Below are 23,056 nucleotides of genomic sequence, written 5' to 3'. Positions count from 1 at the left end.
TCTAAAAAAAGAAAAATTCAATAGATATGAAAAAGTTACATTTACTATTCATAGGTATCCTATCTATGTCTACAATATACGCTCAAGACATAACAGATGCTATACGTTATTCGCAAGATAACATACAGGGAACGGCTCGTTTCAGGGCTTTAAGCGGTGCATTTGGTGCGCTTGGTGGCGATATGAGTGCGGTGAGCCTAAACCCTGCAGGATCAGCGATTTTTAGTAGCAGTCACGCCTCGTTTACACTATCTACTTTGGAGACCACCAACGATACGCAATATTTTAATGGCTCCGGAAGCACCAATGATTCTAATTTCGACATCAATCAAGGTGGTGCCGTATTTGTTTTTGCGAGTAGAAATAATTCGCCTTGGAGAAAATTCACAATGGGCGTGGCTTACGAAAAAACCAACGATTTTGATAACAATTGGTTTGCCTTCGGAACAAACACCAACAACCAATCCATAGACCTCTATTTTTTAAATTATGCCGACGGTTTAAGATTAGATGAAATTTCGGCATTAGATGGCGAATCGCTTACCGATGCCTATGCAGATATTGGCAATGTTTATGGTTTTGCTCACCAGCAAGCTTTTTTAGGGTTTGAATCCTATATTTTAGAACCAGACGATATTAATAACGATGCCAATACAACTTATTTTTCGAATTTAGCAAACGGCGATTTCAATCACGATTACACCTATACCTCTACGGGTTACAATGGCAAACTAACCTTTAATATGGCTGCCCAATACGAGGAAAATCTATATTTAGGTTTAAACCTTAATTCGCACTTTATAGATTTCCAACGTTCAACCTTATTGTTTGAAGACAATGCCAATTCAGGCTCACTAATAAATGATATTGAATTTGAAAACACGTTATCAACAAGAGGAAATGGGTTCTCTTTTCAATTGGGTGGTATTTTAAAACTTAGTCCGGAATTTAGGGTAGGCTTCACCTATGATTCACCAACATGGTACACCATGGAGGAAGAAACCACACAATATTTAGCAACCGTAAGGGATGATGCCGGTACCATGGAAACGCAGGTGATAAATCCGCAAATAATCAATATCTATCCACAATACAAGTTACAAACACCTTCAAAAATCACGGGTAGTTTAGCATACGTTTTTGGGCAACAAGGCTTAATAAGTTTCGATTATTCGCGTAAAGATTACAGCAGTACAAAGTTTAAACCGGAAAACGATTACACCAACGTAAACAACAACAGTAGCAACATGCTTGCCGATGCTGCAACATATCGATTGGGCGGCGAGTACAAGCACAAGCAATTCAGTTTTAGAGGCGGTTATCGTTTTGAAGAAAGCCCATACAAAAATGGCGTTACGGTTGGCGATTTAACAGGCTATTCTTTCGGAATTGGGTATAACTTCGGAAACACAAAATTAGATGTTACTTACGATCAATCAAACAGAACAAACGAAACCCAACTATACAATGTTGGCTTAACCGACGCTGCTTTGGTTGATAGAACAAATTCCAACCTAACCTTATCGTTAAGTTTCAATATCTAAAAAATAATAAATCTATTTTTAAAAAAGCTTGAATACAGTCTATTCAAGCTTTTTGCTTTATTTGTAATTTAACCCGTAAAAAGCAGACAAATACACAGATTCCCGCGTTTACGGGAATGACAGTTTATATTTGAAACCACGATTTAAAACCCTAGCGTTCCATTGTAATTAATTGTTTGTTAATACAAAACATAACAAAAGTGTTTTGTTTATCTTTGCAGACTTATAAATAAGATTTTTTTAACTGATGAAAATTGAAAATAAAATAGAAGAATTCGAATCTTTAGGAGACGACCATATTGGAACTTCATCAAATACGCCAATGCGCAATGATGCCTTTAAACTTTCAAACGAAGAAAAAATAGACATCATAAAAGACGACGTGCGCCATATTATGGAAACTTTAGGCTTAGATTTAAGCGACGATAGTTTAAACGGCACGCCAAATCGAGTAGCAAAAATGTTTGTTAAAGAAATTTTTGGAGGCTTAGATCCGAAGAAAAAACCAAATGCTTCAACCTTCAAAAACAAATATAAATACGGCGAAATGCTGGTTGAAAAAAACATTACGGTGTATTCAACCTGCGAGCATCATTTATTGCCCATCGTTGGGAAAGCACACATTGCTTATATTTCAAACGGCACGGTGGTTGGACTATCCAAAATGAACCGGATTGTCGATTATTTTGCAAAGCGCCCGCAAGTACAAGAGCGCTTAACCATACAAGTTGTAAAAGAATTGCAAGAGGTTTTAAACACCAAAGATGTGGCTTGTGTTATTGATGCCAAACATTTATGCGTAAACTCAAGAGGCATTAGAGATATTGAAAGCAGTACCGTTACTTCAGAATTTGGAGGTAAATTTAAAGAAGAAGCTACACGTAGGGAATTTTTAGATTACATTAAATTAGACACGAAATTTTAAATTAAGTTCGTTTAAAATAAACCAACCAAAATGCAGTTATATCAAACCCAACAGATAAAACTATACAACTCACTTTCTGGTAAAAAAGAAACCTTCAAACCCATTAACGACGGTTACGTGGGCATGTATGTTTGCGGTCCTACCGTTTACAGCAATGTGCATTTGGGCAATGTAAGAACCTTTATGTCTTTCGATATGGTTTTTCGATACTTAAAGCATTTGGGATATAAAGTGCGTTATGTTCGCAATATTACCGATGCGGGGCATTTGGAAAATGATGCCGATGAAGGCGAAGATAAAATCACTAAAAAAGCACGTTTAGAACAAATTGAACCGATGGAAGTGGTACAGCGGTACACCGTTGATTTTCATAACGTACTAAGAATATTCAATTTTTTACCACCAAGTATTGAGCCTACGGCAACGGGCCATATCATTGAGCAAATCGAGCTGATTGAAACCATTATAGAAAATGGTTTTGCCTACGAAGTTAACGGATCGGTATATTTTGACGTTCACAAATACAACGAAACCAACCATTACGGTATTTTAAGCAAACGAAAGCTTGAAGATTTAATACACAACACTCGTGAATTGGACGGCCAAAGCGATAAAAAAAATCCACAAGATTTTGCCCTTTGGAAAAAAGCCGAACCGCAGCATATTATGCGTTGGCCTTCGCCTTGGAGCGATGGTTTCCCAGGTTGGCATTTAGAGTGTACAGCGATGAGCACGAAGTATTTGGGCGAACAATTTGATATTCATGGTGGTGGCATGGATTTAAAATTTCCGCACCACGAATGTGAAATTGCACAAAACGAAGCAGCAAAAGGAAAACCGCCGGTAAACTATTGGATGCACGCCAATATGCTGGAAATGAACGGACAACGCATGTCCAAATCTACCGGAAACACTATAAATCCCGACGAATTACTATCTGGAAATAACAGTATTTTCAGTAAAGCCTATGCGCCAAGTGTCATTCGTTTTTTTAATGCACAATCGTCGTATCGCAGTGTTTTAGATTTAACCGATGCCGGTTTATTGGCAAGCGAAAAAGGTTTTTTCCGATTAATGGATGCGGTGAATTTATTAGACGATTTAAAACCCTCCGAAACCTCATCGGTTGATATTAACGGTTGGAAACAAAAATGTTACGATGCGATGAACGACGATTTTAATTCGCCCATTTTAATCGCGCATTTGTTTGAAGCCGTTAAATACATCAACCAAATAAAAGAAGGATCGGAAACTATAAACGCTGAAGACTTAACCACATTAAAAGACACCATAAATGCCTTTGTTTTTGATATTTTAGGCTTAGAAAACATCACAAAAAACGACTCCGGAACCGATAAACTTTCTGCTGCCGTTGATGTGTTGATTAAATTACGACAAGACGCCAGAGCGAATAAAGATTTTGCTTTATCGGATAAAATCAGGGATGAATTAGCCGCTGTTGGCATTCAGCTAAAAGACGGTAAAGACGGCACCACGTTTACTGTAAATTAATTTATGTTGTGCCGTCTCATTCTGAACTTGTTTCAGAATCACATAAAGTGTGTACAAACCTAATGGGAACCTAATACAAGTTCAGGTAGACGCCACACGATTTGATTCCATAAACATGGAGACAAATCGAAATGTGATGCGGCATCCATTTTACAATAATTGAGGCTCAAATAAAAGACTCCCTCCTCCGAGGGAATGACAAAACTAATGTTAAAAAAACTACTCATTGCACCGTTTTTGTTTTTAATAAAAGTGTATCAAACCCTGATATCGCCATTAACGCCTGCCACCTGTAGATTTCAACCAACCTGTTCGCATTACTCCAAAGAAGCCTTGCAAAAACACGGGCTTTTAAAAGGCGGTTGGTTAGCCATAAAACGCATATTTAGTTGCCATCCTTGGGGCGGCTCTGGGTACGACCCTGTGCCTTAATATTTTTGCTAAAAAGTTCCGATAACTTCCGTTACCATACAAAAATCTGTTTATTTCGTTTTACTAATTTTGACTTTGTCAGAAAAAAAGTATAATTTCGTTTACTGCATTTACTATTACACGCATAATTAGTGTATAGTTAATATTAACTTTATATAATTGTTAGCCACAAGTTGAATGAACAAACTAATTGAAAAACCACATCTAATTTTCTTACTTGCGATTCCAATAATAATGCTGATTGGAATTTTGAGCGGAGACACAATGTTGGACATAAATATTCACGACACTTATTATGTTATTGCCTATTTCCATTTGGCAATTCTGATTTCAATACTTTTTGGAGTAATCGGAATCGGATATTGGATTATGCTAAAATCTGACCGAAAATTATCAAAGTGGCTGAATTGGACTCATATTGGACTGACTTTTGGCGGAACTTTTATTGTCTGGATTTTGACCAAATTTTATCGGACTGAAATTATGGAATATGAATTCAATAATAATCTGACTTTAATTATCACTCTGATTCTTTTGCTAATGATTATTGGACAATTAATTTTTCCGATTAATATAATTTACGGACTGATAAAAAAGAAAAATAAAACCAGTGGCTAACACCGGCTATAGTTCATTGCTTCTGACTTTCCTCTCGGAAAGTCCTCGCACTTATACTATCTGCGGTTTACGGCGGAAAATCCTCGCGGATTTTCACGCAACGAAACTATAGCCAAACACGTTGGCATACATTTAGAAATAACTCAAATACACAATTATTGGAAATAAACAAAAATAAATTATTGGGCTTTATTGCTATAGGAATATTTGTATATAAAATTACATCTAATATTTCTTATTTTCTTGGTGATTTCACTAAAGATCTTTTCATTTATATTGGAATCCCAAATTTATGGAATTTCTGGCTTTCTCAAATATTTGAACTTTCTCTATTCCTCATATTAGTTTATTTCCTTGTTAACTATGTATTAAAAAAGTATAACTCTATTAATGAAAATGTTCTAAAATATTTTGTCTGGAGTTTTTTGATTTATTTCATACTTCAAATTTTTCAAATTGCATTTCCTTCGATTAAAACTTTATTTGAACCTGATTCTTTCAATGAAGGATTCTTATCATATCACGAATTTTTAAAGAATAGTATCGATTTGTATTTTGTACAATCATTTTTTTATTATTTGGGAGAAGTTTTAGCTATAATTTTTATTTATAATAAGATAAAAAACGTAAGCCAACAAAGAACTGAGTTAAAAAACAAATATTATTAAGCTAATTTTGAAACATAGTTCTCATCATAAGGCAATCCGCTTTTTGCAATGGCAAGTACCTGTTTGCAATTGTCCGTGAAGAACCACGCAACAATCCTTACACAAACAAGTTAAACAAACCCCAAAAAAAACATTTTATTTCTTAGGTATCGCCTTTAAAATCTCCAAAACAAATGTCCAATATTTTTGCGCCGATGATATTTGGGCACGTTCATCGGGTGAGTGTGCGCCTTTTATGTTGGGTCCGAAACTAATCATATCCATGTCTGGGTAATTTTGCCCTAGAATACCACATTCCAATCCGGCATGACATGCCGCTACATGCGGTTTTTCGCCGTTTAAATCTTCGTATAACTTCGTCATTACCTTTAAAATCGCAGAATCCATATTGGGTGTCCAACCCGGGTAATCGCCAGAAAACTCCACCTCGCAACCTGTTAACTCAAAGGTGGCGCGCAGGGTATTTGCCAAATCCAGTTTAGAACTCTCCACCGAGCTTCGTGTTAAGCACCCTATTTTAATGTTACCGTCTTTTACAATAACGCGTGCGATATTATTTGAGGTTTCCACCAAATCGGGTATATCGGCACTCATGCGGTACACGCCATTTAAGGCTGCATACAAAGCCCGTGTTAAACCTTCTTGAACGCCCAAATCCATAATTTTTGGTGGTGTATCGGTTTTAGAAACGGTAATTTCCAAATCGGGTTCCATGGTTTTAAGCTCTTTTTTTATGGTATCGGCCTGTTGTTTCATTTCCAACACAAACGCATCTTCATGAATGGCGTCAATAGCAACAATGGTTTTGCTTTCTCGTGGAATGGCATTACGTAAACTGCCGCCATCGATTTCTGAAATGCGCAATCCGAAATTCTCGAAACCATCAAACAACACCCTATTCATTAGTTTGTTGGCATTACCCAATCCTTCATGGATTTGCATTCCCGAATGGCCGCCTTGTAAACCTTTTACATTAATTTCGTAACCTATTTTAAACTCCGGTGTTTCTTCTTCGTTGTAAGTTCGGGTAGCCGTAACATCTACACCGCCGGCGCAACCCACGCCTATTTCGTCATCTTCTTCGGTGTCCAGATTTAAAAGTATTTCGCCAGTAAGCAATCCGCCTTTTAGTCCCATGGCGCCCGTCATTCCTGTTTCTTCATCAATGGTAAACAATGCTTCAATGGCCGGATGCGGAATATCGGTACTTTCTAAAATGGCCATTATGGTGGCAACGCCCAAGCCGTTATCGGCGCCCAAAGTTGTGCCTTTGGCTTTTACCCAATCGCCCTCAACAAACATCTCGATACCTTGGGTATCAAAATCGAAAACCGTGTCGTTGTTTTTTTGGTGCACCATATCTAAATGCGACTGCATCACAATGGTAACGCGATCTTCCATTCCTGCTGTTGCCGGTTTTTTTATGATCACGTTTCCCACTTCGTCCTCGATGGTTTCCAAGCCGAGGTTTTTTCCAAAATCTTTCATGAATGCGATAACGCGTTCTTCTTTTTTCGAGGGTCGCGGTACGGCATTTAAGTCGGCGAATTTATTCCAGAGTTGTTGTGGTTCGAGTTGTCTTATTTCTGAGCTCATTGGTTTTTGTTTTTTAAAGCCTCAAAGATACGAATAGTGAACCGGAATACCTTGCGGGTTTTAAAAACCTAAAAGGAAATTTACATAATAAATAAAGACAGACTTTGGCAGCTACTCCTGATTGCAGCGGCATCCTTTTTAAAAAAGAAAGTAGACTTAATTTTATGCAGAATAAAATATTGACAGATTGCCACGTCTCGTGCTCCTCGCAATGACTTTTTAAAAAGATACAGCGGAAAGCAGGAAGAAACCTTAACACATAAACAACTGCCGTTGGGTACAAATTTTTATTACTTTTCTTCTGTACAAAATTTAGTTTCACCATAGTAACCACTTTGTTAGTCCATATAATTTTTTTCATTTGTCATTGTAAAATTTCAAATAAAAAAATTCATGTACTTTTGAAAGATGCCAAAGAATAAGAAAACGATTATTGCACTTTTATTGATTCCGCAGTATTTTTTAATCAAATTATTATCAAACAATCCGGAGTTTGTTGAAACCTATTACAGCAATGGTTTGTACCCTTTTATTTCGAAAATTTTTAGGTATGTTTTGGGTTGGTTGCCGTTTTCGTTTGGCGATTTTATTTACGCATTTGCCATTATTTACGCGGTGCGATGGCTGTATAAAAACAGGAAGCGTTTGCGAAAGGATACCAAGCAATGGTTGGTGGATGTGGTTGCGGTTTTGTCGATTTTTTACTTTGCGTTCCATGCGCTTTGGGGCTTGAATTATTACCGGCTACCACTACATAAAAACCTGAATTTAAACCACGATTACACCACCGAACAGTTGGTTTTGGTGACTAAAAACCTGATTGAAAAATCGAACGCATACCATTTAAAAATTACCGATAACGATACGGTAAGGGTGGCGGTGCCGTATAGCAAATCTGAAATTTTTAAGCGTACCCAAAATGGTTACGACCATTTAAAGGAGACGTTTCCGCATTTGGAATATCACCCGAAAAGTGTTAAAAAATCGTTGTTTAGCTACCCTTTAACCTATATGGGTTTTAGCGGTTATTTGAATCCGTTAACCAACGAAGCGCAGGTGGATGGCTTGATTCCGGTTTATAAATTCCCCACAACTACGGCACACGAAATTGCACATCAGTTGGGTTATGCCGCCGAAAACGAAGCTAATTTTATTGGGTTTTTGGCCACTATAAATAACGATGACATTTACTTTAAATACTCTGGCTACACCTTTGGACTGCGGTTTTGTTTGAATGAAATTTACCGACGCGATGAAGCCTTATACGAAACCATTGTTGCCGATGTAAATATTGGTATCTTAAAAAATTATGAGGAAGTGCGTTTGTTTTGGGAAGCGCACCAAAACCCAACCGAGCCTTTGTTTAAGCTTTTTTACGGTAATTTTTTAAAAGTTAACAACCAAAGTAAAGGCATGGAAAGTTACAACTACGTTGTGGCCTTGTTGGTTAATTATTTTGAAGACGCTACCTTGTAACAATGTTAAAAAATTCTTAATACGCCACAACTATCTTCTTAATTTATATCTTTAGAAATTAAACTTTTTAACTAACCATTATAATGATAAAAAAGCAGTTTTTAATCCTGACTCTGTTGTGTAGTTTGTCTGTATTGTCGCAAGATTATTTTCCAAAAAATGATGGCGTAACGGCAAAAAACACCAACTTCACCGCATTTACCAATGCCAAAATTTATGTAACGCCCACACAGGTTATTAATAAAGGTACCTTGCTTATTCGCGATGGTAAAGTAGTTGCCACGGGAACCTCTGTAAGCATTCCTAAAAACGCTGTAATTATAGACGTTTCGGGCAAAAGTATCTATCCGTCGTTTATTGATATGTATTCCAGCTTTGGAGTTGAAAAACCGCAACGTTCGTCAAGCAGTAGCCGAAGCGCCCAATACGATGCCAGCAGAACGGGCTATTATTGGAACGACCACGTTATGCCTGAAAACAAGGCCACTACTGCCTTTAAATACGACTCTAAATCGGCTACCGAATTACTTAAAGCTGGTTTTGGTGTTGTAAACACACACATTCAAGATGGTATTGTAAGAGGTAGTGGAACGCTTGTAGCGCTCAACGAAAAAGATGGTAACGAAACTCGGGTTTTGGATGCGAACTCGGGGCAATATTTTTCTTTTAGAAAAAGTGTAACCTCAAGACAGGTCTATCCCAACTCTTTAATGGGTGCGATGGCGTTGTTGCGCCAAATGTATTTAGATGCCGATTGGTACGCTAAAGGATTGAGCAAAACCAAGGATTTATCGCTTGAAGCATTAAACCGCAACCAAAATTTAGTTCAAATTTTCGAGGCTGGAAGTCGGGCCAATATTTTAAGGGCCGATAAGGTTGGCGATGCTCACAACGTGCAATATGTAATTGTTGGCGGCGGCGATGAATACGAGCGTATTAACGAAGTTAAAGCCACAAATGCAGCGCTAATTATTCCCATTAATTTCCCCAATGCCTACGATGTTGAAGATCCTTTTTTAGCATCAACTTTATCGTTGGGTGATATGCGCGCATGGAACCAAAAACCTGCCAACCCAAAAGTTTTGGCCGAAAACAACATCAATTTTGCTTTAACAACCCACGATTTAAAATCGCCTAAAGATTTTAAATCCAATCTTTTAAAAGCTATTGAATATGGCCTTTCCAAAGAAAAGGCGTTGGAAGCTTTAACTACGATTCCGGCACAACTTTTAGGAAAACCCAATGTCATTGGTTCTTTAACAAACGGAAGTTTTGCTAATTTCTTAATTACTTCCGGAGATATTTTTGATAAAAAAACGACGCTTTACGAAAATTGGGTTCAAGGTAACCCACATGTTTTAGAGCCTTTAAACACCAAGGATATTAGAGGTACTTACGAATTTACAGTTGCCGGAAACGACTACAACATGAAGATTAAAGGCGAATTAAGCAAACCTAAATCTGAGATTACCAGCAATGATAAAACGCTTGGTTCTAAAATAACATACACCAACGATTGGGTTAATATTGCCTTTACAACTGCCGATTCTACAAAACAGGAATTTATAAGGATTGCCGCAACTATTGACGCCAACAAAAACCTAAGCGGTAAAACCATTATGCCAAACGGCAATGAGTTTTCGTTTTTTGCAAAATCATCTGATGCAGAAAAAGACCCTTCAAAAGATGACACGAAAAAAGAAAAAACAGAAACCGAAAAAGTGTTGCCTATAACCTTCCCTAACAATTCGTATGGATTTGAAGCATTGCCAAAAGCCGAAACACTATTATTTAAAAATGCTACCGTTTGGACCAGCGAAAAAGAAGGTGTTTTACAGAATACCGATGTGTTAATTAAAAACGGAAAGATTGCCAAGATTGGCCAAAACTTATCCGATAGAAGTGCTAAAATTATCGATGCCACGGGCAAGCATTTAACCGCTGGAATTATTGATGAGCATTCGCATATTGCCACATCATCAGTGAATGAAGCCGGACAAAATTCTTCAGCCGAAGTAAGCATTGAAGATGTTATTGACGAAACCCATATTGGCATATACCGAAACCTAGCTGGCGGCGTTACTTCCATTCAAATATTACATGGTTCTGCGAATCCCATTGGCGGTCGGTCGGCCATCATCAAATTAAAATGGGGCGAATCGGCAGATAATCTCATCTACGAAAACAGTCCGAAATTCATCAAATTCGCATTGGGTGAAAATGTAAAACAAACCCGTGCCCAGACCAATGTTCGTTTTCCGCAAACACGTATGGGCGTTGAGCAGGTTTTTATTGACTATTTTAATAGAGCTAAAGCCTACGACGCCTTAAAGAAAAGCGGCAAACCGTACAGAAAAGATATTGAATTAGACGTGCTGGCAGAAATTTTAAATAAAGAGCGTTTTATCTCATGCCACTCGTATGTACAAAGCGAAATAAATATGCTTATGAAAGTAGCTGAAAAATTCGACTTTAACATCAATACGTTTACCCATATTCTGGAAGGCTACAAAGTGGCCGATAAAATGAAAGCACACGGGGTTGGCGGCTCGACGTTTAGCGATTGGTGGGCCTACAAATACGAGGTTAACGATGCGATACCGTATAACGCGGCCATTATGCACAACGCCGGTGTAACGGTGGCTATTAATAGCGACGACGCCGAAATGTCCCGCCGACTAAACCAAGAAGCCGCAAAATCTGTAAAATACGGCGGTATCAGCGAAGAAGAGGCTTGGAAATTTGTAACGCTCAACCCTGCAAAACTGCTACATATTGATGATCGAGTTGGCAGTATTAAAGTGGGTAAAGATGCCGATGTGGTGCTATGGTCAGACCATCCGCTTTCCGTTTACGCCAAGGCTGAAAAAACCATTATCGAGGGTGTCACCTATTTCGATTTAAAGCAAGATGAAGCAAAACGTACTAAAATAAAAGACGAAAAAAGCACACTTATTAATATGATGATGCAAGCCAAAAACAAAGGTTTAAAAACGCAGCCTATTAAAAAGAAAGTGAAAGAACATTTACACTGCGATTCAATCGATAACGAAGAACACCAACACTAAAAATTTATCACGATGAAAAATTTAAAACTATCATTCTTACTCATTATTATGTTGTGTGTTTCAATGGTAATGGCACAACAAACACCAGCTGCAAAACAAACTAAAGATTTTGCCATTGTTGGTGCAACGGCTCATATTGGCAACGGCAACGTTATTGAAAAGAGTATTATTATTGTTAAAGACGGAAAGCTTCATACAGTTGCAGATATGACTGTTGCTAATATAGATTTAGCGGGTATGCACGTAATTAATGCCAATGGGAAACATGTTTATCCCGGATTTATTATTCCTAATTCCACTTTGGGTCTCGTTGAAGTTAGTGCTGTGAAAGCTTCAAAAGACGATGAAGAAATGGGTTTAATGAATCCTCATATTAGAAGTTTAATTGCCTACAATGCTGAATCCAAGATTGTTGAGTCTATGCGTCCCAATGGGGTGCTTTTAGGGCAAATTACACCACGTGGCAGTCGTATTTCGGGCACCTCGTCAGTAGTTCAATTTGATGCTTGGAATTGGGAAGATGCGGCTGTAAAAACCGATGATGGCATTCATATGAATTGGCCGAGTAGCTTTACCAGCGGACGTTGGTGGCTTGGTGAAGACCCAGGGCTTAAGCCAAACAAAAAATATGGGGAACAGGTAACCGAAATCGCCAATTATTTTAAAGAAAGTAAGGCCTATAACCAAGGAAATAAACCAGAGATAAATCTACCTTTCGAAGCCATACAAGGCATTTTTGATGGTTCTAAAACGCTTTACATCAACGTAAACGACGAAAAAGGCATTACCGATGCCATTCATTTTTCAAAAGAAAACGGGGTTAAAAAGATGGTGATTGTTGGCGGTAGCGATGCTTATAAAATTCCGGGGTTATTAAAACAACACAACATTGCCGTACTATTACGACGTGTACACGCTACACCAAATAGTGATGACGACGATTACGATCTGCCCTTTAAAACCGCCAAACTATTGGTAGACAATGGGGTTTTAGTGGCGTTACAAGTGGCTTCTGGCGGAAGAATGGAGCGTATGAACTCAAGAAACCTGCCATTTTATGCCGGCACAACTGTGGCACACGGTTTAACCAAAGCGCAAGCTTTACAGCTTATCACCCTAAACTCTGCTAAAATATTGGGTATCGATGCGAAATACGGAAGTTTAGAACCTGGTAAAAGTGCCACCCTATTTATTAGCGAAGGTGACGCTTTGGATATGCGAACCAATATTATAGAGCATGCCTTTATTGATGGCAGGGAAATTAGCCTAGAAACGCATCAAACCAAACTTTGGAAACGCTATTCGGAGAAGTATAAAAATCAATAATAAAAAAAGCTTCGTATAAATTTATACGAAGCTTTTTTTTAAGCTAAATGTTATTCCACAATCGTAGCACCTTCAACCATTTCAAATAAAGCATCTGATGGTTTTTCTTTTGATAAAACCACATCCGTAAATTTTAAATCGTTGCGCTTTGTTGTGGGTTTATTGTTTTCATAATTATACCAAGTTAAGGTTTCTGGCAACAACAAACCTTCAACCGTTTGCCAATTGCTATATTTTATAAAATGAAACTCCTTGCTTTTTTCATCTGTAAAAAAGGTTACCGTATAGCCCAACCAAACCATGTTGTGTATTTCAGCATCGTAATACAAAATGTATTCGTCTTCAGGTGATTCGCCTATTCCAGTGTTATAAGAGATTTTAATTCCAGGATAGGTTTTACCCTCAAAAACCAAAGGATCTGTATCTTCATAAACAATACCATCATCCGCTAAAACAAAAGGCATGGCATAAAAATAAAACATCAAATTGTAATAAAATTTAGCATTGCCTTTATATGTTGTCGTGTCTTTGTTTTTTAACCAAACATTTTTTCCATCAAACCCAACGATGTGATGTGGCATTTCAATTAAGGATTTTCTGTTTTTTAAATGGGTTGTGGTCACCTCGTTCCCATCTTCTTTTGGCATCGTGAATTTTAAGGTGTTCATTGTATTCCAAATTTCCAATCCGCCGTGTGCCTTGAAAATTTTTGAAATATTTTCAGGATAAGCTTTTGAAATAGTTGGAGTGTCTTCAACGTTAACATTTTCCTTTTTTGTTTCTGAGGATTGTTTGCAAGAAACAATCAAAATCATTGACATTAATAAATATAGAGCTCTCACAATGGCTTGGTTAAGAAATTAGATTCTTAAGTCGGTAAAAACTCCATTCAATTACATTAAAATAAATTACTTTTGTTATTATTATGAATAAAGAAATTACCAGCATTCAAAATACATTCATTAAACAACTTGCACAGCTAAAAGACAAGTCGCGCGAACGCAAAAAAACAGGCACGTTTTTAATTGAAGGCGAACGCGAAATTTCGCTGGCTATTAAAGGTAATTACGGTTTGGAAACCGTTTTGTTTTATCCAGAGTTATTTACCAAAGAACAACTTAACAACTTAACAACTAATGTCAGGCTGAGCGCAATCGAAGCCCTACCCAATTTCATTGAAATTTCAAAAGAAGTCTATCAAAAATTAGCCTATCGTGATACTACCGAAGGTGTTTTAGCCGTTGCAAAAAGCAAAAACCATACGGTTTCAAATTTAGAATTCAAAACCAAAAACCCATTGATTTTAGTGGCGGAGGCCCCCGAAAAACCCGGTAATATCGGTGCCATTTTACGAACCGCCGACGCTGCCAATGCAGATGCGGTAATCATTGCAAACCCGAAGACCGATTTATACAATCCAAACATCATCCGTTCTAGTGTGGGCTGCGTGTTTACCAATCAAATTGCAACGGGCAGCACCACAGAAATCATTTCCTTTTTAAAAACTAAAAAAATCAATATTTACTGTGCGGCGTTGCAAGCTTCGGTTAATTACCATACCCAAGATTTTACAAAACCCACAGCCATTGTTATGGGAACGGAAGCCACAGGTTTAAGTGAGGAATGGCTAGAAATTTCAACCCAAAATATCATTATTCCCATGCAAGGCGAAATAGACTCCATGAATGTGTCGGTTGCAGCCGGAATTCTTATTTTTGAGGCTAAACGTCAACGGGAGTTTAAATGATTTTTTCTCGCAAAGACGCTAAGTCGCAAGGCAGAATACTATAAATTAGAACTAAAAACAAACAGATTGCCACGTCGCTGAAAAAGCTTCTCGCAATGACAGTAAAGAATTAATATGACATCAACAACACTATTTTACATCATCATTGCCATTATCATCATCAATTTTTTGGTTGATAAAATTCTCGATGCTTTAAACGCCAAACATTTTAACGATGCCCTTCCAACAGAGTTGCAAGATGTTTATGATGAAGCCGAATACAAAAAATCGCAAAATTATAAAGCCACTAATTACAAATTCGGACTGGTTACCTCAACCTTTTCAATCCTTTTAACCTTGGGCTTTTTGCTTTTTGATGGGTTTGAATTTGTTGATAACATCGCCCGAACATACAGCGAAAACCCCATTATTATCGCTCTTATTTTCTTCGGAATTATTATGATTGGCAGCGATATTATCACGACACCATTTTCATATTACAGCACCTTTGTAATTGAAGAAAAATTTGGGTTTAATAAAACCAGCGTTAAAACGTTCTTTTTAGATAAAATAAAAGGTTGGTTGATGATGGCCATTATTGGCGGCGGTATTTTAGCACTGATTATTTGGTTTTACAATATTACCGGAAAACACTTTTGGCTGTATGCTTGGGCTTTAGTCGCTGTTTTTACCTTGTTTATGAATATGTTTTACTCCAAATTAATCGTGCCGCTTTTCAATAAACAAACGCCTTTGGAAGCAGGCAGTTTGCGCGACAAAATTTCGGCGTATGCAAAAACCGTCGGTTTTAAATTGGATAAAATTTTTGTAATTGATGGCTCCAAACGAAGCACCAAAGCCAACGCCTATTTTTCGGGGTTTGGTAGCGAAAAACGTGTTACACTTTACGACACGCTGATTAACGATTTAGATGACGAAGAAATCGTTGCCGTTTTAGCGCACGAAGTTGGGCATTACAAAAAGAAGCACATCATTTTCAATTTGTTTGCCTCTATTCTATTAACGGGATTAACGCTTTATATTTTATCGTTGTTCATTTCGAACCCTTTGCTATCACAAGCTTTGGGTGTGGAGATACCGAGTTTCCATATTGGGTTGATTGCTTTTGGGTTACTCTACTCGCCTATTTCTGAAATAACGGGATTGATTATGAATATGTTTTCAAGAAAATTTGAATACCAAGCCGATGACTATGCCAAAAACACCTATAAAGCCGAACCATTAATCACGTCGCTTAAAAAACTTTCAAAAAATAATTTAAGCAATTTAACACCGCATAAAGCGTATGTGTTTATGCATTATTCGCACCCTACCTTATTACAAAGAATTACCAACTTAAAAAAGTAACCCTATTATTTTGTAAATTTACTGGAAACCAATCTCTTGCCCTCGATATTTAGCTTATTTATGATTTAGTTATGTTTAAAATAACACTATAAAATCATGAATTCATTAAAATTATACTTGGGTGCCATATTAATACTGGCTTGCACATACACAGAATCCCAAACAAATGAAATAGGCAATGCGAATACGGCATACCATGGACCAAAAATCGATATGCACGCGCATGCCTTTGAGAAAATGTTTTTTGGTGGCGTAGATTACGAAAACCCACTAACCGGTAAAAAACACATAGCGTCTTCCTCTATTGAAAAACAAAGGGAAGAAACTTTTCAACAATACAAAAAACATCAAGTTGTTAAAGCCATGGTGTCTCAAGGTGAATTATGGAAAAGTTATGCACCAGATTTAGTATTAATTGGGAATAATCATAAAAACTCCATTGAAGAACTAAGAAAAAGACATGCTGAAGGAAATCTGGATGTACTAGCCGAAATTGCACCGAGTTATGATGGCCTCCTTCCATCTGACGAAAGCTTAGAGCCGTATTACGATTTAGCTGAAGAATTAAATATTCCGATGGGTTATCACATGTATCCCGGCGGGCCCCCAGGTGGCGCGTATTTTGCATATCCAAAAACCAGAGCGCACCAAGGCAAACCGCTTCAGTTTGAAGATATTTTGTTGGCACATCCAAAAATGAAGTTCTTTATCATGCATGCCGGCTGGCCCTATTTAGAAGACATGAAGGCTTTAATGTATGCTCATCCGCAGGTTTATGTAGAGGTAGGTGTTATCGCTTGGGCATTGCCTCGCAAAGAATTTCATAATTTTTTAAAAGGCTTGATTGACGCAGGGCAGGGCAAAAAAATAATGTTTGGAACAGATCAAATGATTTGGCCAGAAACTATTACCGATTGTGTAGAGGCTATAAATTCTGCCGAATTTTTAACCTTGGAACAAAAGGCCGATATATTTTACAACAATGCTGCTGAATTTTTAGGATTATCCGAAGAAGAAATTAAAAAACATAAAACAGATTATTAAGGCAAACCCTTAGTGGTTTGCATCTATTTTGATTTCATAAGAAAAAATGCTAACTTCGTTTACCAGCCGAAAAAGCTCAACTTTACTTAACTTGCTTCTGCTTTAAAATGGCATTGTTTCTCTGCGCTGGCAACAAATGAATAAACTAAAAATCTGACTAATGGAAAAATTTTGGGGAATATTAATAGCGATATCGATTTTTTTAATAGTCACTTTTCTCGTTCGGCAGTTTTTTGATGGTTTTTACAAAAAAGAAAACAGTAAAAAGATGCGGAAAACATGGGTAGCCAGAACTTATTATTGGCACTTTATAATTATGATAAGTGGCTTATTCACCACTTTAATAATACTCTATTTGGCAGCGGTAAAAATTTTAAATTTTTAGGTTTCAAAAAATCAAATTTTTTGTTTAAATCATAGATAAAAATACGCTGAAACACCTTGGTAATAATCACATGTGTAAAAAAGCAAAATACCTTTTGTTACGGATTGGGAATTTGAGTAAATAAATTTTGTCGCGCAAAGGCGCTAAGGCAATGTGATTTTTTATGAGGTAAAATTTGACTTTGTAAGAAAAAATGTTGAAATTCGTTTAGCGTCGGATATAAGTCATTAAAATGACGCATATCCGCGAACGATTATATGGCATTTGAGCCGAACGTTGGCGAAAATGTCATAAGATTGACATAGAAATGACGCAACCAATAGAACAACTTGAAAATACCTTTGCTGAGTAACCATTAAAACATATCAAAATGAATAATCAAAACTTAGCAATCAAAATTAAAGATTTAAGAAACCGAAAAGGATTTTCTCAAGAACAACTAGCGGAAGAATCAAAATTAAGTCTAAGAACAATTCAACGAATTGAAAAAGGAGAGTCAATTCCTAGAGGAGATACTCTGATAAAGTTAACTCAAGCTCTTGGAGTGACACCAGATGACCTTTTGGAATGGACAGATATTGAAGATAAAGGATATTTAACTCTTTTAAATCTAAGTGCTATCAGCATTCTAATTCAGCCTCTACTGGGAATAATAATTCCTCTTGTAATGTGGATTTTAAAAAGGGAAAAGATAAAACTTGTTGATGATACTGGTAGAAAACTAATCAGCTTTCAAATTACTTGGACTTTAATTTTATTTATTGTTTTAATTATAGCATCTAAAGGTTCATTTATACCAATTAATTTTAATTTATTAAATTCATTTCCTTTATTGATTACTGATTTCTCAACTATCGGATTGATGATATTATTTATGTACTTATATAATATAATTTCTATTATCCTGAACATCAGAAAAAGTCAAAAAGGACTGAAAAACATATATATACCTGCAATTCCATTTTTGAAATAAAAAAACGCCATATAACAATGTGTACAAGCAATGGCTTGTCCTTGCCTACTTGGAAATTCCTGCGGATTTCCCAGTGGTAAGTACTTGTTTGCAATTGTCCGTGACGAACCACGCCACTGCCCATACACGAAACGTTAAACGAACCTTTCCAAAAACGAAAAAGCATCAAATTACAACATAAGTTAGCAGATAAGCGCGTTAACGATTGAACGGCCTGTTTGAAATCCTTTTTGCTTTTTCGGCAAAAAGATTGAGTAGTGAAAGCGTGTTAAAACGCCCAAATACAATAAATTTCAAATTCCAAAAGACTAATTCCAAATTGCAGCTCGTTCATTATAATTCCAAAAGCCAATTATTATTCGCTAAATAAAAAAATCGTCAATCAAAAATAATAATGTACCTTTGCCGCTTCAAACTCAGAAAAATGGGTTTAAACTCCTCAGAGTGAGGATGTGTTACTAGAGGTTTAAGGTTAAGTATGTCGATACGCTTCTTTATGTAACACTACATAACATAATCGCATACATAAACAAGAATGAGCACATTCCAAGATTTAGGTCTTAATGACGACCTATTACAAGCTATTACCGATTTAGGGTTTACAAAACCCAGTGAAGTACAAGAAAAAGCAATCCCTATTTTATTAGAATCGGAAACCGATTTAGTGGCATTGGCCCAAACAGGAACCGGTAAAACGGCAGCGTTTGGTTTCCCGATGTTGGAAAAAATTGATATTGATAGCCGAACAACCCAAGGTTTAATTTTAAGCCCAACACGCGAACTTTGTTTGCAAATTACCAACGAAATGAAGCAATACGGCAAGTATTGCAAAGGACTAAATGTGGTGGCCATTTATGGCGGATCGAGCATTACCGACCAAGCACGCGAGGTAAAACGTGGCGCGCAAATTATTGTGGCTACGCCCGGGCGTATGAAGGATATGATTAAAAGACGTTTGGTTGATATTAGTAAAATTCAATATGCGGTTTTAGATGAAGCCGATGAGATGCTGAACATGGGCTTTTATGAAGATATTACCGATATTTTATCGCACACACCAGTAGATAAAAGTACTTGGTTGTTTTCGGCAACAATGCCAAAAGAAGTGGCAACTATTGCTAAAAAATTCATGGACAGCCCGCAGGAAATCACTGTTGGGAATAAAAACGAAAGTACAAACCAGGTTTCGCACGAATACTATTTGGTAAATGCCAGAGATAGATACCAAGCGCTAAAACGTTTATCGGATGCGAACCCCGATATATTCTCTGTGGTATTTTGCCGTACAAAACGCGATACTCAAAAAGTTGCAGAAAACCTTATTGAAGATGGTTACAGTGCTGGGGCATTGCATGGCGATTTAAGCCAAAACCAACGCGATTTGGTAATGAAATCGTTTAGAAACAAACAAATACAAACCCTTGTGGCAACTGATGTTGCTGCCCGTGGAATTGATGTTGACGATATTACGCACGTTATAAATTACCAATTACCTGACGAACCTGAAATTTACACACACCGTTCTGGTAGAACTGGTCGTGCTGGAAAAACGGGCGTTTCCATGGTTATTGTTTCCAAAAGCGAGGTGCGTAAAATAAAAGGCATCGAGCGTATTATTAAAAAGCAGTTTGAGAAAAAGGAAATTCCAGATGGCGCAGAGATTTGCGAAGTGCAACTTATGTCGCTCGCCAATAAAATCCATAATACCGAAATCAACCACGAAATCGATAAGCATTTAAGCAGTATTAACGAATTGTTTGTTGATACCGATAAGGATGAATTGATTAAAAAATTCTTCTCGGTTGAGTTTACGCGTTTTTATAACTACTACAATAAATCTAAAAACCTCAATATTGCTGAAGGCTCATTCGATAGAGATGGCGGACGCGAAGGTGGACGCGATTTTGGTGGAAGCAAAAACTCTACCCGTTATTTTATTAATGTTGGCGGAAAAGATGGTTATGATTGGATGAAACTAAAAGATTTCTTAAAAGAAGTTTTAGAACTTGGTAGAGATGATGTTTTTAAAGTTGAAGTAAAAGATAGCTTTTCATTTTTTAATACCGAGAATGAACAGAAAGAAAAGGTACTTGCTTTCTTTACAGATTACAAACATGATGGTCGTTTTGTAAATGTTGAAGTTTCTGAAAACCGCGGTGGCGGCGGAAGGCGCAACGACAAACGCGGTGGCGGAAGAAACCGTAACGACAAACGTGGCGGCGGGAGGCGCGAAGGCAGAAGGAGTGATTCTGGCAACCGAAGTGAAAGACGCCGTAGTGAAAGCAACTCAAAACCAAGACGATCAGATTCCGGTTCGAAATCCAATGATTTTGCAGCCTCAAGACCAAGACGTTCTAGGCGTTAGTTAATGCGATTAAGTTAAACTTTTTTGTTAATTTTAAGTCAAAATGAAACGTACTAGCTAATGGTTAACGTTTTGTTTAGTACTTTTACAATTAAATCAGTGTTGCCCAATTAATACCGTGAAAATGAGCCTTATTAGTTCTTTGCAACGAATCAACAGTTTTAATTGCGCATTACATCTGACCGTTAGAAAACAATAAAAATTTATGCAGATGAAAAACTACATATTCCTTTTTACTTTTTTATTAGTCGCAGCGTTTTGTACAGCTCAAGATGCCGATAAAGTAATTGGTGTAGTTATTAATTCTGCGGACGACACACCGTTGGAAAGCGTAAACATTGTAAACCTCAATCAGGTTATTGGTACCAGTACAAATAGCAAGGGTGAGTTTAAAATTTCCGCGAAAGCGAACGATACATTACACTTTTCTTATTTAGGTTTTAAATCTATAAAAGTTAGGGTAACCAATGACTGGTTAAAATTCGGGAGTTCTAAAATAGAGCTTACAGAATTGGCATTGGCCCTTGAGGAAGTGGTTGTAAGCCAATTAAAATTAACGGGGTATTTAGAGGTTGATGTTAAACAAGTACCGGCCATTAACAACAATTACCGATACAGTATTTCTGGGCTGCCAAGTACAGGTTACGAAGCCGGAAGACCAACCGCGGTAACCAAAATATTGGGATCTATTTTTAATCCTGCCGATTTTTTATACCGCATGTTTGGGAAAAAACCCAACGAATTGCGCAAGCTAAAAAAGATGAAACAGGATGATGAAATTAGAAACCTTTTGGCTTCTCGTTTTGACAGGGAAATGCTTACCGTTTTATTGCAAGTAGATCGTGTGGATTTAGATGAAATTGTGAGTCAATGTAACTACTCCAAAGGTTTTATACAAACCGCAAACGATTTGCAAATATTGGATGCCATTAGCGAGTGCTATGAAGAATACAAACTATTAAGCCGAGGGCGCAGTAAGCGTTTGTAGACTTAATTTGAATACTAAAATTTAAGAGAGGACGCTAATAGTGTCCTCTTTTTTTATACCTTGGAGTGTAATGCCACACGGTTACCTTCGGTATCTATAAAAGCACCCATAAAACCATGTTCTGGAGAAATTTCGGTTTTAGGTTGGTAAATTTTGCCACCGGCTCCTTCAACCCTATCGAGTTCGTTCTTAACATCATCGCACATAAAGTAAACCAGTGTTCCTTCTTGACTTGGAATATAGGTTTCTTGCTTAATTAACGTACCGGCCGCCCCTTCTTTACCTTCTACAAAAGGAAACCAGCCCATTAACATTCCGCCAAAATTATGAACTTCTATGTCCACTTTAAAAACCGCTTCGTAAAAGGCTTTCGCTCTATCCATGTCCGAAACCGGAATCTCAAACCAACCTACCATATTTTTTTTCATTTGTAAAAAGTGCTTTAATTGTTAAAATGTTTCGACCGCGTTACAGTTACCTACTGTAAACATGGAAAACTAAGACTCTAAAATACCTTTTAAGCTTTCTAAACCTTCTTCAAAATCTTTTCCAACGGATTTTTCAAAATTAAAGAACAGCATAAAAATATTCATCGGTATCGGGTTATTACCCGTAAAACCCCAAGTTACATTGGTTTGATTGGTTTCAATCTCGGTAACTTTAATATATGCTTTTGAAACCGATTTCCAAGGTTTAAAAAATCGCAATTCCGAGGTTAGTTGTTGGTTGTGTTCAACACCTATAATTTCCTGTTCGCCTGTTCCCACCTCTTTATTGCCTTCCCATTTTGAGATAAAACCAACCTCGCCGTCAGTTCCAACAAATTCTTGTTTCATATTGGGGTCTTTCTTTTTCCAAGGCGACCAATGGTTTTGATTTTTGATGTGTTTTATATACTGAAACACCTCCGAAACAGGTTTGTTTATAATGATGCTCCTGTTAACTTCGTACGTTTTTGGCGCAATTAAAGCGAGTAAAAAAATAACGGCAATAAGACCGACGACAATGTAAAGTGCTATATACATGCTATTTGGTTTTTTAG

The 23,056-nt window shown here is 37.1% G+C and carries 19 protein-coding genes; 15 read left to right on the top strand and 4 right to left on the bottom strand.

What is annotated here, in order from left to right; genetic code table 11:
- Positions 1-26 precede the first annotated feature (26 nt).
- The 6 genes from ACN5J7_RS04655 to ACN5J7_RS04630 all read left to right on the top strand — a co-directional run bounded on the left by ACN5J7_RS04655 (position 27) and on the right by ACN5J7_RS04630 (position 5,699).
- Complete coding sequence (locus ACN5J7_RS04655; RefSeq protein WP_418603011.1) at positions 27-1,544, top strand: OmpP1/FadL family transporter; 1,518 nt, start codon at positions 27-29, stop codon at positions 1,542-1,544.
- Between the two features lie 247 nt (positions 1,545-1,791).
- Positions 1,792-2,469, top strand: coding sequence for a GTP cyclohydrolase I FolE (gene folE / locus ACN5J7_RS04650; RefSeq protein ID WP_418603009.1), 678 nt, complete (start codon positions 1,792-1,794; stop codon positions 2,467-2,469).
- Between the two features lie 30 nt (positions 2,470-2,499).
- Positions 2,500-3,981 carry a cysteine--tRNA ligase gene (gene cysS, locus ACN5J7_RS04645; RefSeq protein WP_418603008.1) on the top strand — a complete coding sequence of 494 codons (1,482 nt, stop codon included), beginning with the start codon at positions 2,500-2,502 and terminating at the stop codon, positions 3,979-3,981.
- 207 nt (positions 3,982-4,188) lie between these two features.
- A complete protein-coding gene (gene yidD / locus ACN5J7_RS04640) occupies positions 4,189-4,413 on the top strand; it encodes a membrane protein insertion efficiency factor YidD (protein ID WP_418603006.1) in 225 nt (74 codons plus the stop codon).
- A 177-nt stretch (positions 4,414-4,590) separates the two neighbouring features.
- Positions 4,591-5,031: a hypothetical protein gene (locus ACN5J7_RS04635; protein ID WP_418603005.1), complete on the top strand. Its 441-nt coding sequence runs from the start codon at positions 4,591-4,593 to the stop codon at positions 5,029-5,031.
- A gap of 158 nt (positions 5,032-5,189) precedes the next feature.
- On the top strand, positions 5,190-5,699 hold the full coding sequence (locus ACN5J7_RS04630) for a hypothetical protein (protein WP_418603004.1): 510 nt from the start codon (positions 5,190-5,192) through the stop codon (positions 5,697-5,699).
- A gap of 135 nt (positions 5,700-5,834) precedes the next feature.
- Here ACN5J7_RS04630 and ACN5J7_RS04625 read toward each other — a convergent pair whose 3' ends face one another.
- A complete protein-coding gene (locus tag ACN5J7_RS04625; RefSeq protein WP_418603003.1) occupies positions 5,835-7,295 on the bottom strand; it encodes an aminoacyl-histidine dipeptidase in 1,461 nt (486 codons plus the stop codon).
- A gap of 408 nt (positions 7,296-7,703) precedes the next feature.
- On the opposite strand from ACN5J7_RS04625, the gene ACN5J7_RS04620 reads away from it, so the two are divergent.
- From ACN5J7_RS04620 to ACN5J7_RS04610, 3 genes are all read left to right on the top strand, one after another.
- Positions 7,704-8,771 carry a DUF3810 domain-containing protein gene (locus ACN5J7_RS04620; RefSeq protein ID WP_418603001.1) on the top strand — a complete coding sequence of 356 codons (1,068 nt, stop codon included), beginning with the start codon at positions 7,704-7,706 and terminating at the stop codon, positions 8,769-8,771.
- 83 nt (positions 8,772-8,854) lie between these two features.
- On the top strand, positions 8,855-11,839 hold the full coding sequence (locus ACN5J7_RS04615) for an amidohydrolase family protein (protein WP_418603000.1): 2,985 nt from the start codon (positions 8,855-8,857) through the stop codon (positions 11,837-11,839).
- 12 nt (positions 11,840-11,851) lie between these two features.
- The gene (locus tag ACN5J7_RS04610; protein ID WP_418602999.1) at positions 11,852-13,165 is read left to right on the top strand and encodes an amidohydrolase family protein; all 1,314 of its coding nucleotides are present in this window, start codon (positions 11,852-11,854) and stop codon (positions 13,163-13,165) included.
- 50 nt (positions 13,166-13,215) lie between these two features.
- Here ACN5J7_RS04610 and ACN5J7_RS04605 read toward each other — a convergent pair whose 3' ends face one another.
- Positions 13,216-13,980: a DUF6503 family protein gene (locus ACN5J7_RS04605; RefSeq protein ID WP_418602998.1), complete on the bottom strand. Its 765-nt coding sequence runs from the start codon at positions 13,978-13,980 to the stop codon at positions 13,216-13,218.
- 110 nt (positions 13,981-14,090) lie between these two features.
- On the opposite strand from ACN5J7_RS04605, the gene ACN5J7_RS04600 reads away from it, so the two are divergent.
- The 6 genes from ACN5J7_RS04600 (at position 14,091) to ACN5J7_RS04575 (ending at position 22,014) form a co-directional block, all read left to right on the top strand.
- Positions 14,091-14,912 (top strand): TrmH family RNA methyltransferase, encoded by an 822-nt coding sequence (locus ACN5J7_RS04600; protein ID WP_418602997.1) that lies wholly within the window; start codon positions 14,091-14,093, stop codon positions 14,910-14,912.
- 114 nt (positions 14,913-15,026) lie between these two features.
- Entirely contained in the window at positions 15,027-16,259 is a 1,233-nt protein-coding gene (locus tag ACN5J7_RS04595; protein WP_311941179.1) for a M48 family metallopeptidase, read from the top strand.
- Between the two features lie 96 nt (positions 16,260-16,355).
- Positions 16,356-17,303, top strand: coding sequence for an amidohydrolase family protein (locus tag ACN5J7_RS04590; RefSeq protein WP_418602996.1), 948 nt, complete (start codon positions 16,356-16,358; stop codon positions 17,301-17,303).
- 755 nt (positions 17,304-18,058) lie between these two features.
- Positions 18,059-18,661 carry a helix-turn-helix domain-containing protein gene (locus ACN5J7_RS04585; RefSeq protein ID WP_418602995.1) on the top strand — a complete coding sequence of 201 codons (603 nt, stop codon included), beginning with the start codon at positions 18,059-18,061 and terminating at the stop codon, positions 18,659-18,661.
- Positions 18,662-19,196: 535 nt separating this feature from the next.
- Positions 19,197-21,026 carry a DEAD/DEAH box helicase gene (locus ACN5J7_RS04580; protein WP_418602994.1) on the top strand — a complete coding sequence of 610 codons (1,830 nt, stop codon included), beginning with the start codon at positions 19,197-19,199 and terminating at the stop codon, positions 21,024-21,026.
- Positions 21,027-21,237: 211 nt separating this feature from the next.
- Entirely contained in the window at positions 21,238-22,014 is a 777-nt protein-coding gene (locus ACN5J7_RS04575) for a carboxypeptidase-like regulatory domain-containing protein (RefSeq protein ID WP_418602993.1), read from the top strand.
- Between the two features lie 53 nt (positions 22,015-22,067).
- Here ACN5J7_RS04575 and ACN5J7_RS04570 read toward each other — a convergent pair whose 3' ends face one another.
- Entirely contained in the window at positions 22,068-22,442 is a 375-nt protein-coding gene (locus ACN5J7_RS04570; protein WP_311941165.1) for a VOC family protein, read from the bottom strand.
- Between the two features lie 69 nt (positions 22,443-22,511).
- The gene (locus ACN5J7_RS04565) at positions 22,512-23,039 is read right to left on the bottom strand and encodes an SRPBCC family protein (protein ID WP_311941162.1); all 528 of its coding nucleotides are present in this window, start codon (positions 23,037-23,039) and stop codon (positions 22,512-22,514) included.
- Between the last annotated feature and the right edge of the window lie 17 nt (positions 23,040-23,056).

The sequence above is a fragment of the Hwangdonia sp. genome, from assembly GCF_048381975.1.
Taxonomy (GTDB): domain Bacteria; phylum Bacteroidota; class Bacteroidia; order Flavobacteriales; family Flavobacteriaceae; genus Hwangdonia; species Hwangdonia seohaensis.
This window is presented reverse-complemented; position numbering and strand designations above follow the sequence as displayed.

Coding starts and splice junctions, on each gene's coding strand:
- ACN5J7_RS04655 (WP_418603011.1), top strand. CDS start 27: ATGAAAAAGTTACATTTACTATTCATAGGTATCCTATCTATGTCTACA.
- folE (WP_418603009.1), top strand. CDS start 1,792: ATGAAAATTGAAAATAAAATAGAAGAATTCGAATCTTTAGGAGACGAC.
- cysS (WP_418603008.1), top strand. CDS start 2,500: ATGCAGTTATATCAAACCCAACAGATAAAACTATACAACTCACTTTCT.
- yidD (WP_418603006.1), top strand. CDS start 4,189: ATGTTAAAAAAACTACTCATTGCACCGTTTTTGTTTTTAATAAAAGTG.
- ACN5J7_RS04635 (WP_418603005.1), top strand. CDS start 4,591: ATGAACAAACTAATTGAAAAACCACATCTAATTTTCTTACTTGCGATT.
- ACN5J7_RS04625 (WP_418603003.1), bottom strand. CDS start 7,295: ATGAGCTCAGAAATAAGACAACTCGAACCACAACAACTCTGGAATAAA.
- ACN5J7_RS04620 (WP_418603001.1), top strand. CDS start 7,704: ATGCCAAAGAATAAGAAAACGATTATTGCACTTTTATTGATTCCGCAG.
- ACN5J7_RS04615 (WP_418603000.1), top strand. CDS start 8,855: ATGATAAAAAAGCAGTTTTTAATCCTGACTCTGTTGTGTAGTTTGTCT.
- ACN5J7_RS04610 (WP_418602999.1), top strand. CDS start 11,852: ATGAAAAATTTAAAACTATCATTCTTACTCATTATTATGTTGTGTGTT.
- ACN5J7_RS04605 (WP_418602998.1), bottom strand. CDS start 13,980: ATGATTTTGATTGTTTCTTGCAAACAATCCTCAGAAACAAAAAAGGAA.
- ACN5J7_RS04600 (WP_418602997.1), top strand. CDS start 14,091: ATGAATAAAGAAATTACCAGCATTCAAAATACATTCATTAAACAACTT.
- ACN5J7_RS04595 (WP_311941179.1), top strand. CDS start 15,027: ATGACATCAACAACACTATTTTACATCATCATTGCCATTATCATCATC.
- ACN5J7_RS04590 (WP_418602996.1), top strand. CDS start 16,356: ATGAATTCATTAAAATTATACTTGGGTGCCATATTAATACTGGCTTGC.
- ACN5J7_RS04585 (WP_418602995.1), top strand. CDS start 18,059: ATGAATAATCAAAACTTAGCAATCAAAATTAAAGATTTAAGAAACCGA.
- ACN5J7_RS04580 (WP_418602994.1), top strand. CDS start 19,197: ATGAGCACATTCCAAGATTTAGGTCTTAATGACGACCTATTACAAGCT.
- ACN5J7_RS04575 (WP_418602993.1), top strand. CDS start 21,238: ATGAAAAACTACATATTCCTTTTTACTTTTTTATTAGTCGCAGCGTTT.
- ACN5J7_RS04570 (WP_311941165.1), bottom strand. CDS start 22,442: ATGAAAAAAAATATGGTAGGTTGGTTTGAGATTCCGGTTTCGGACATG.
- ACN5J7_RS04565 (WP_311941162.1), bottom strand. CDS start 23,039: ATGTATATAGCACTTTACATTGTCGTCGGTCTTATTGCCGTTATTTTT.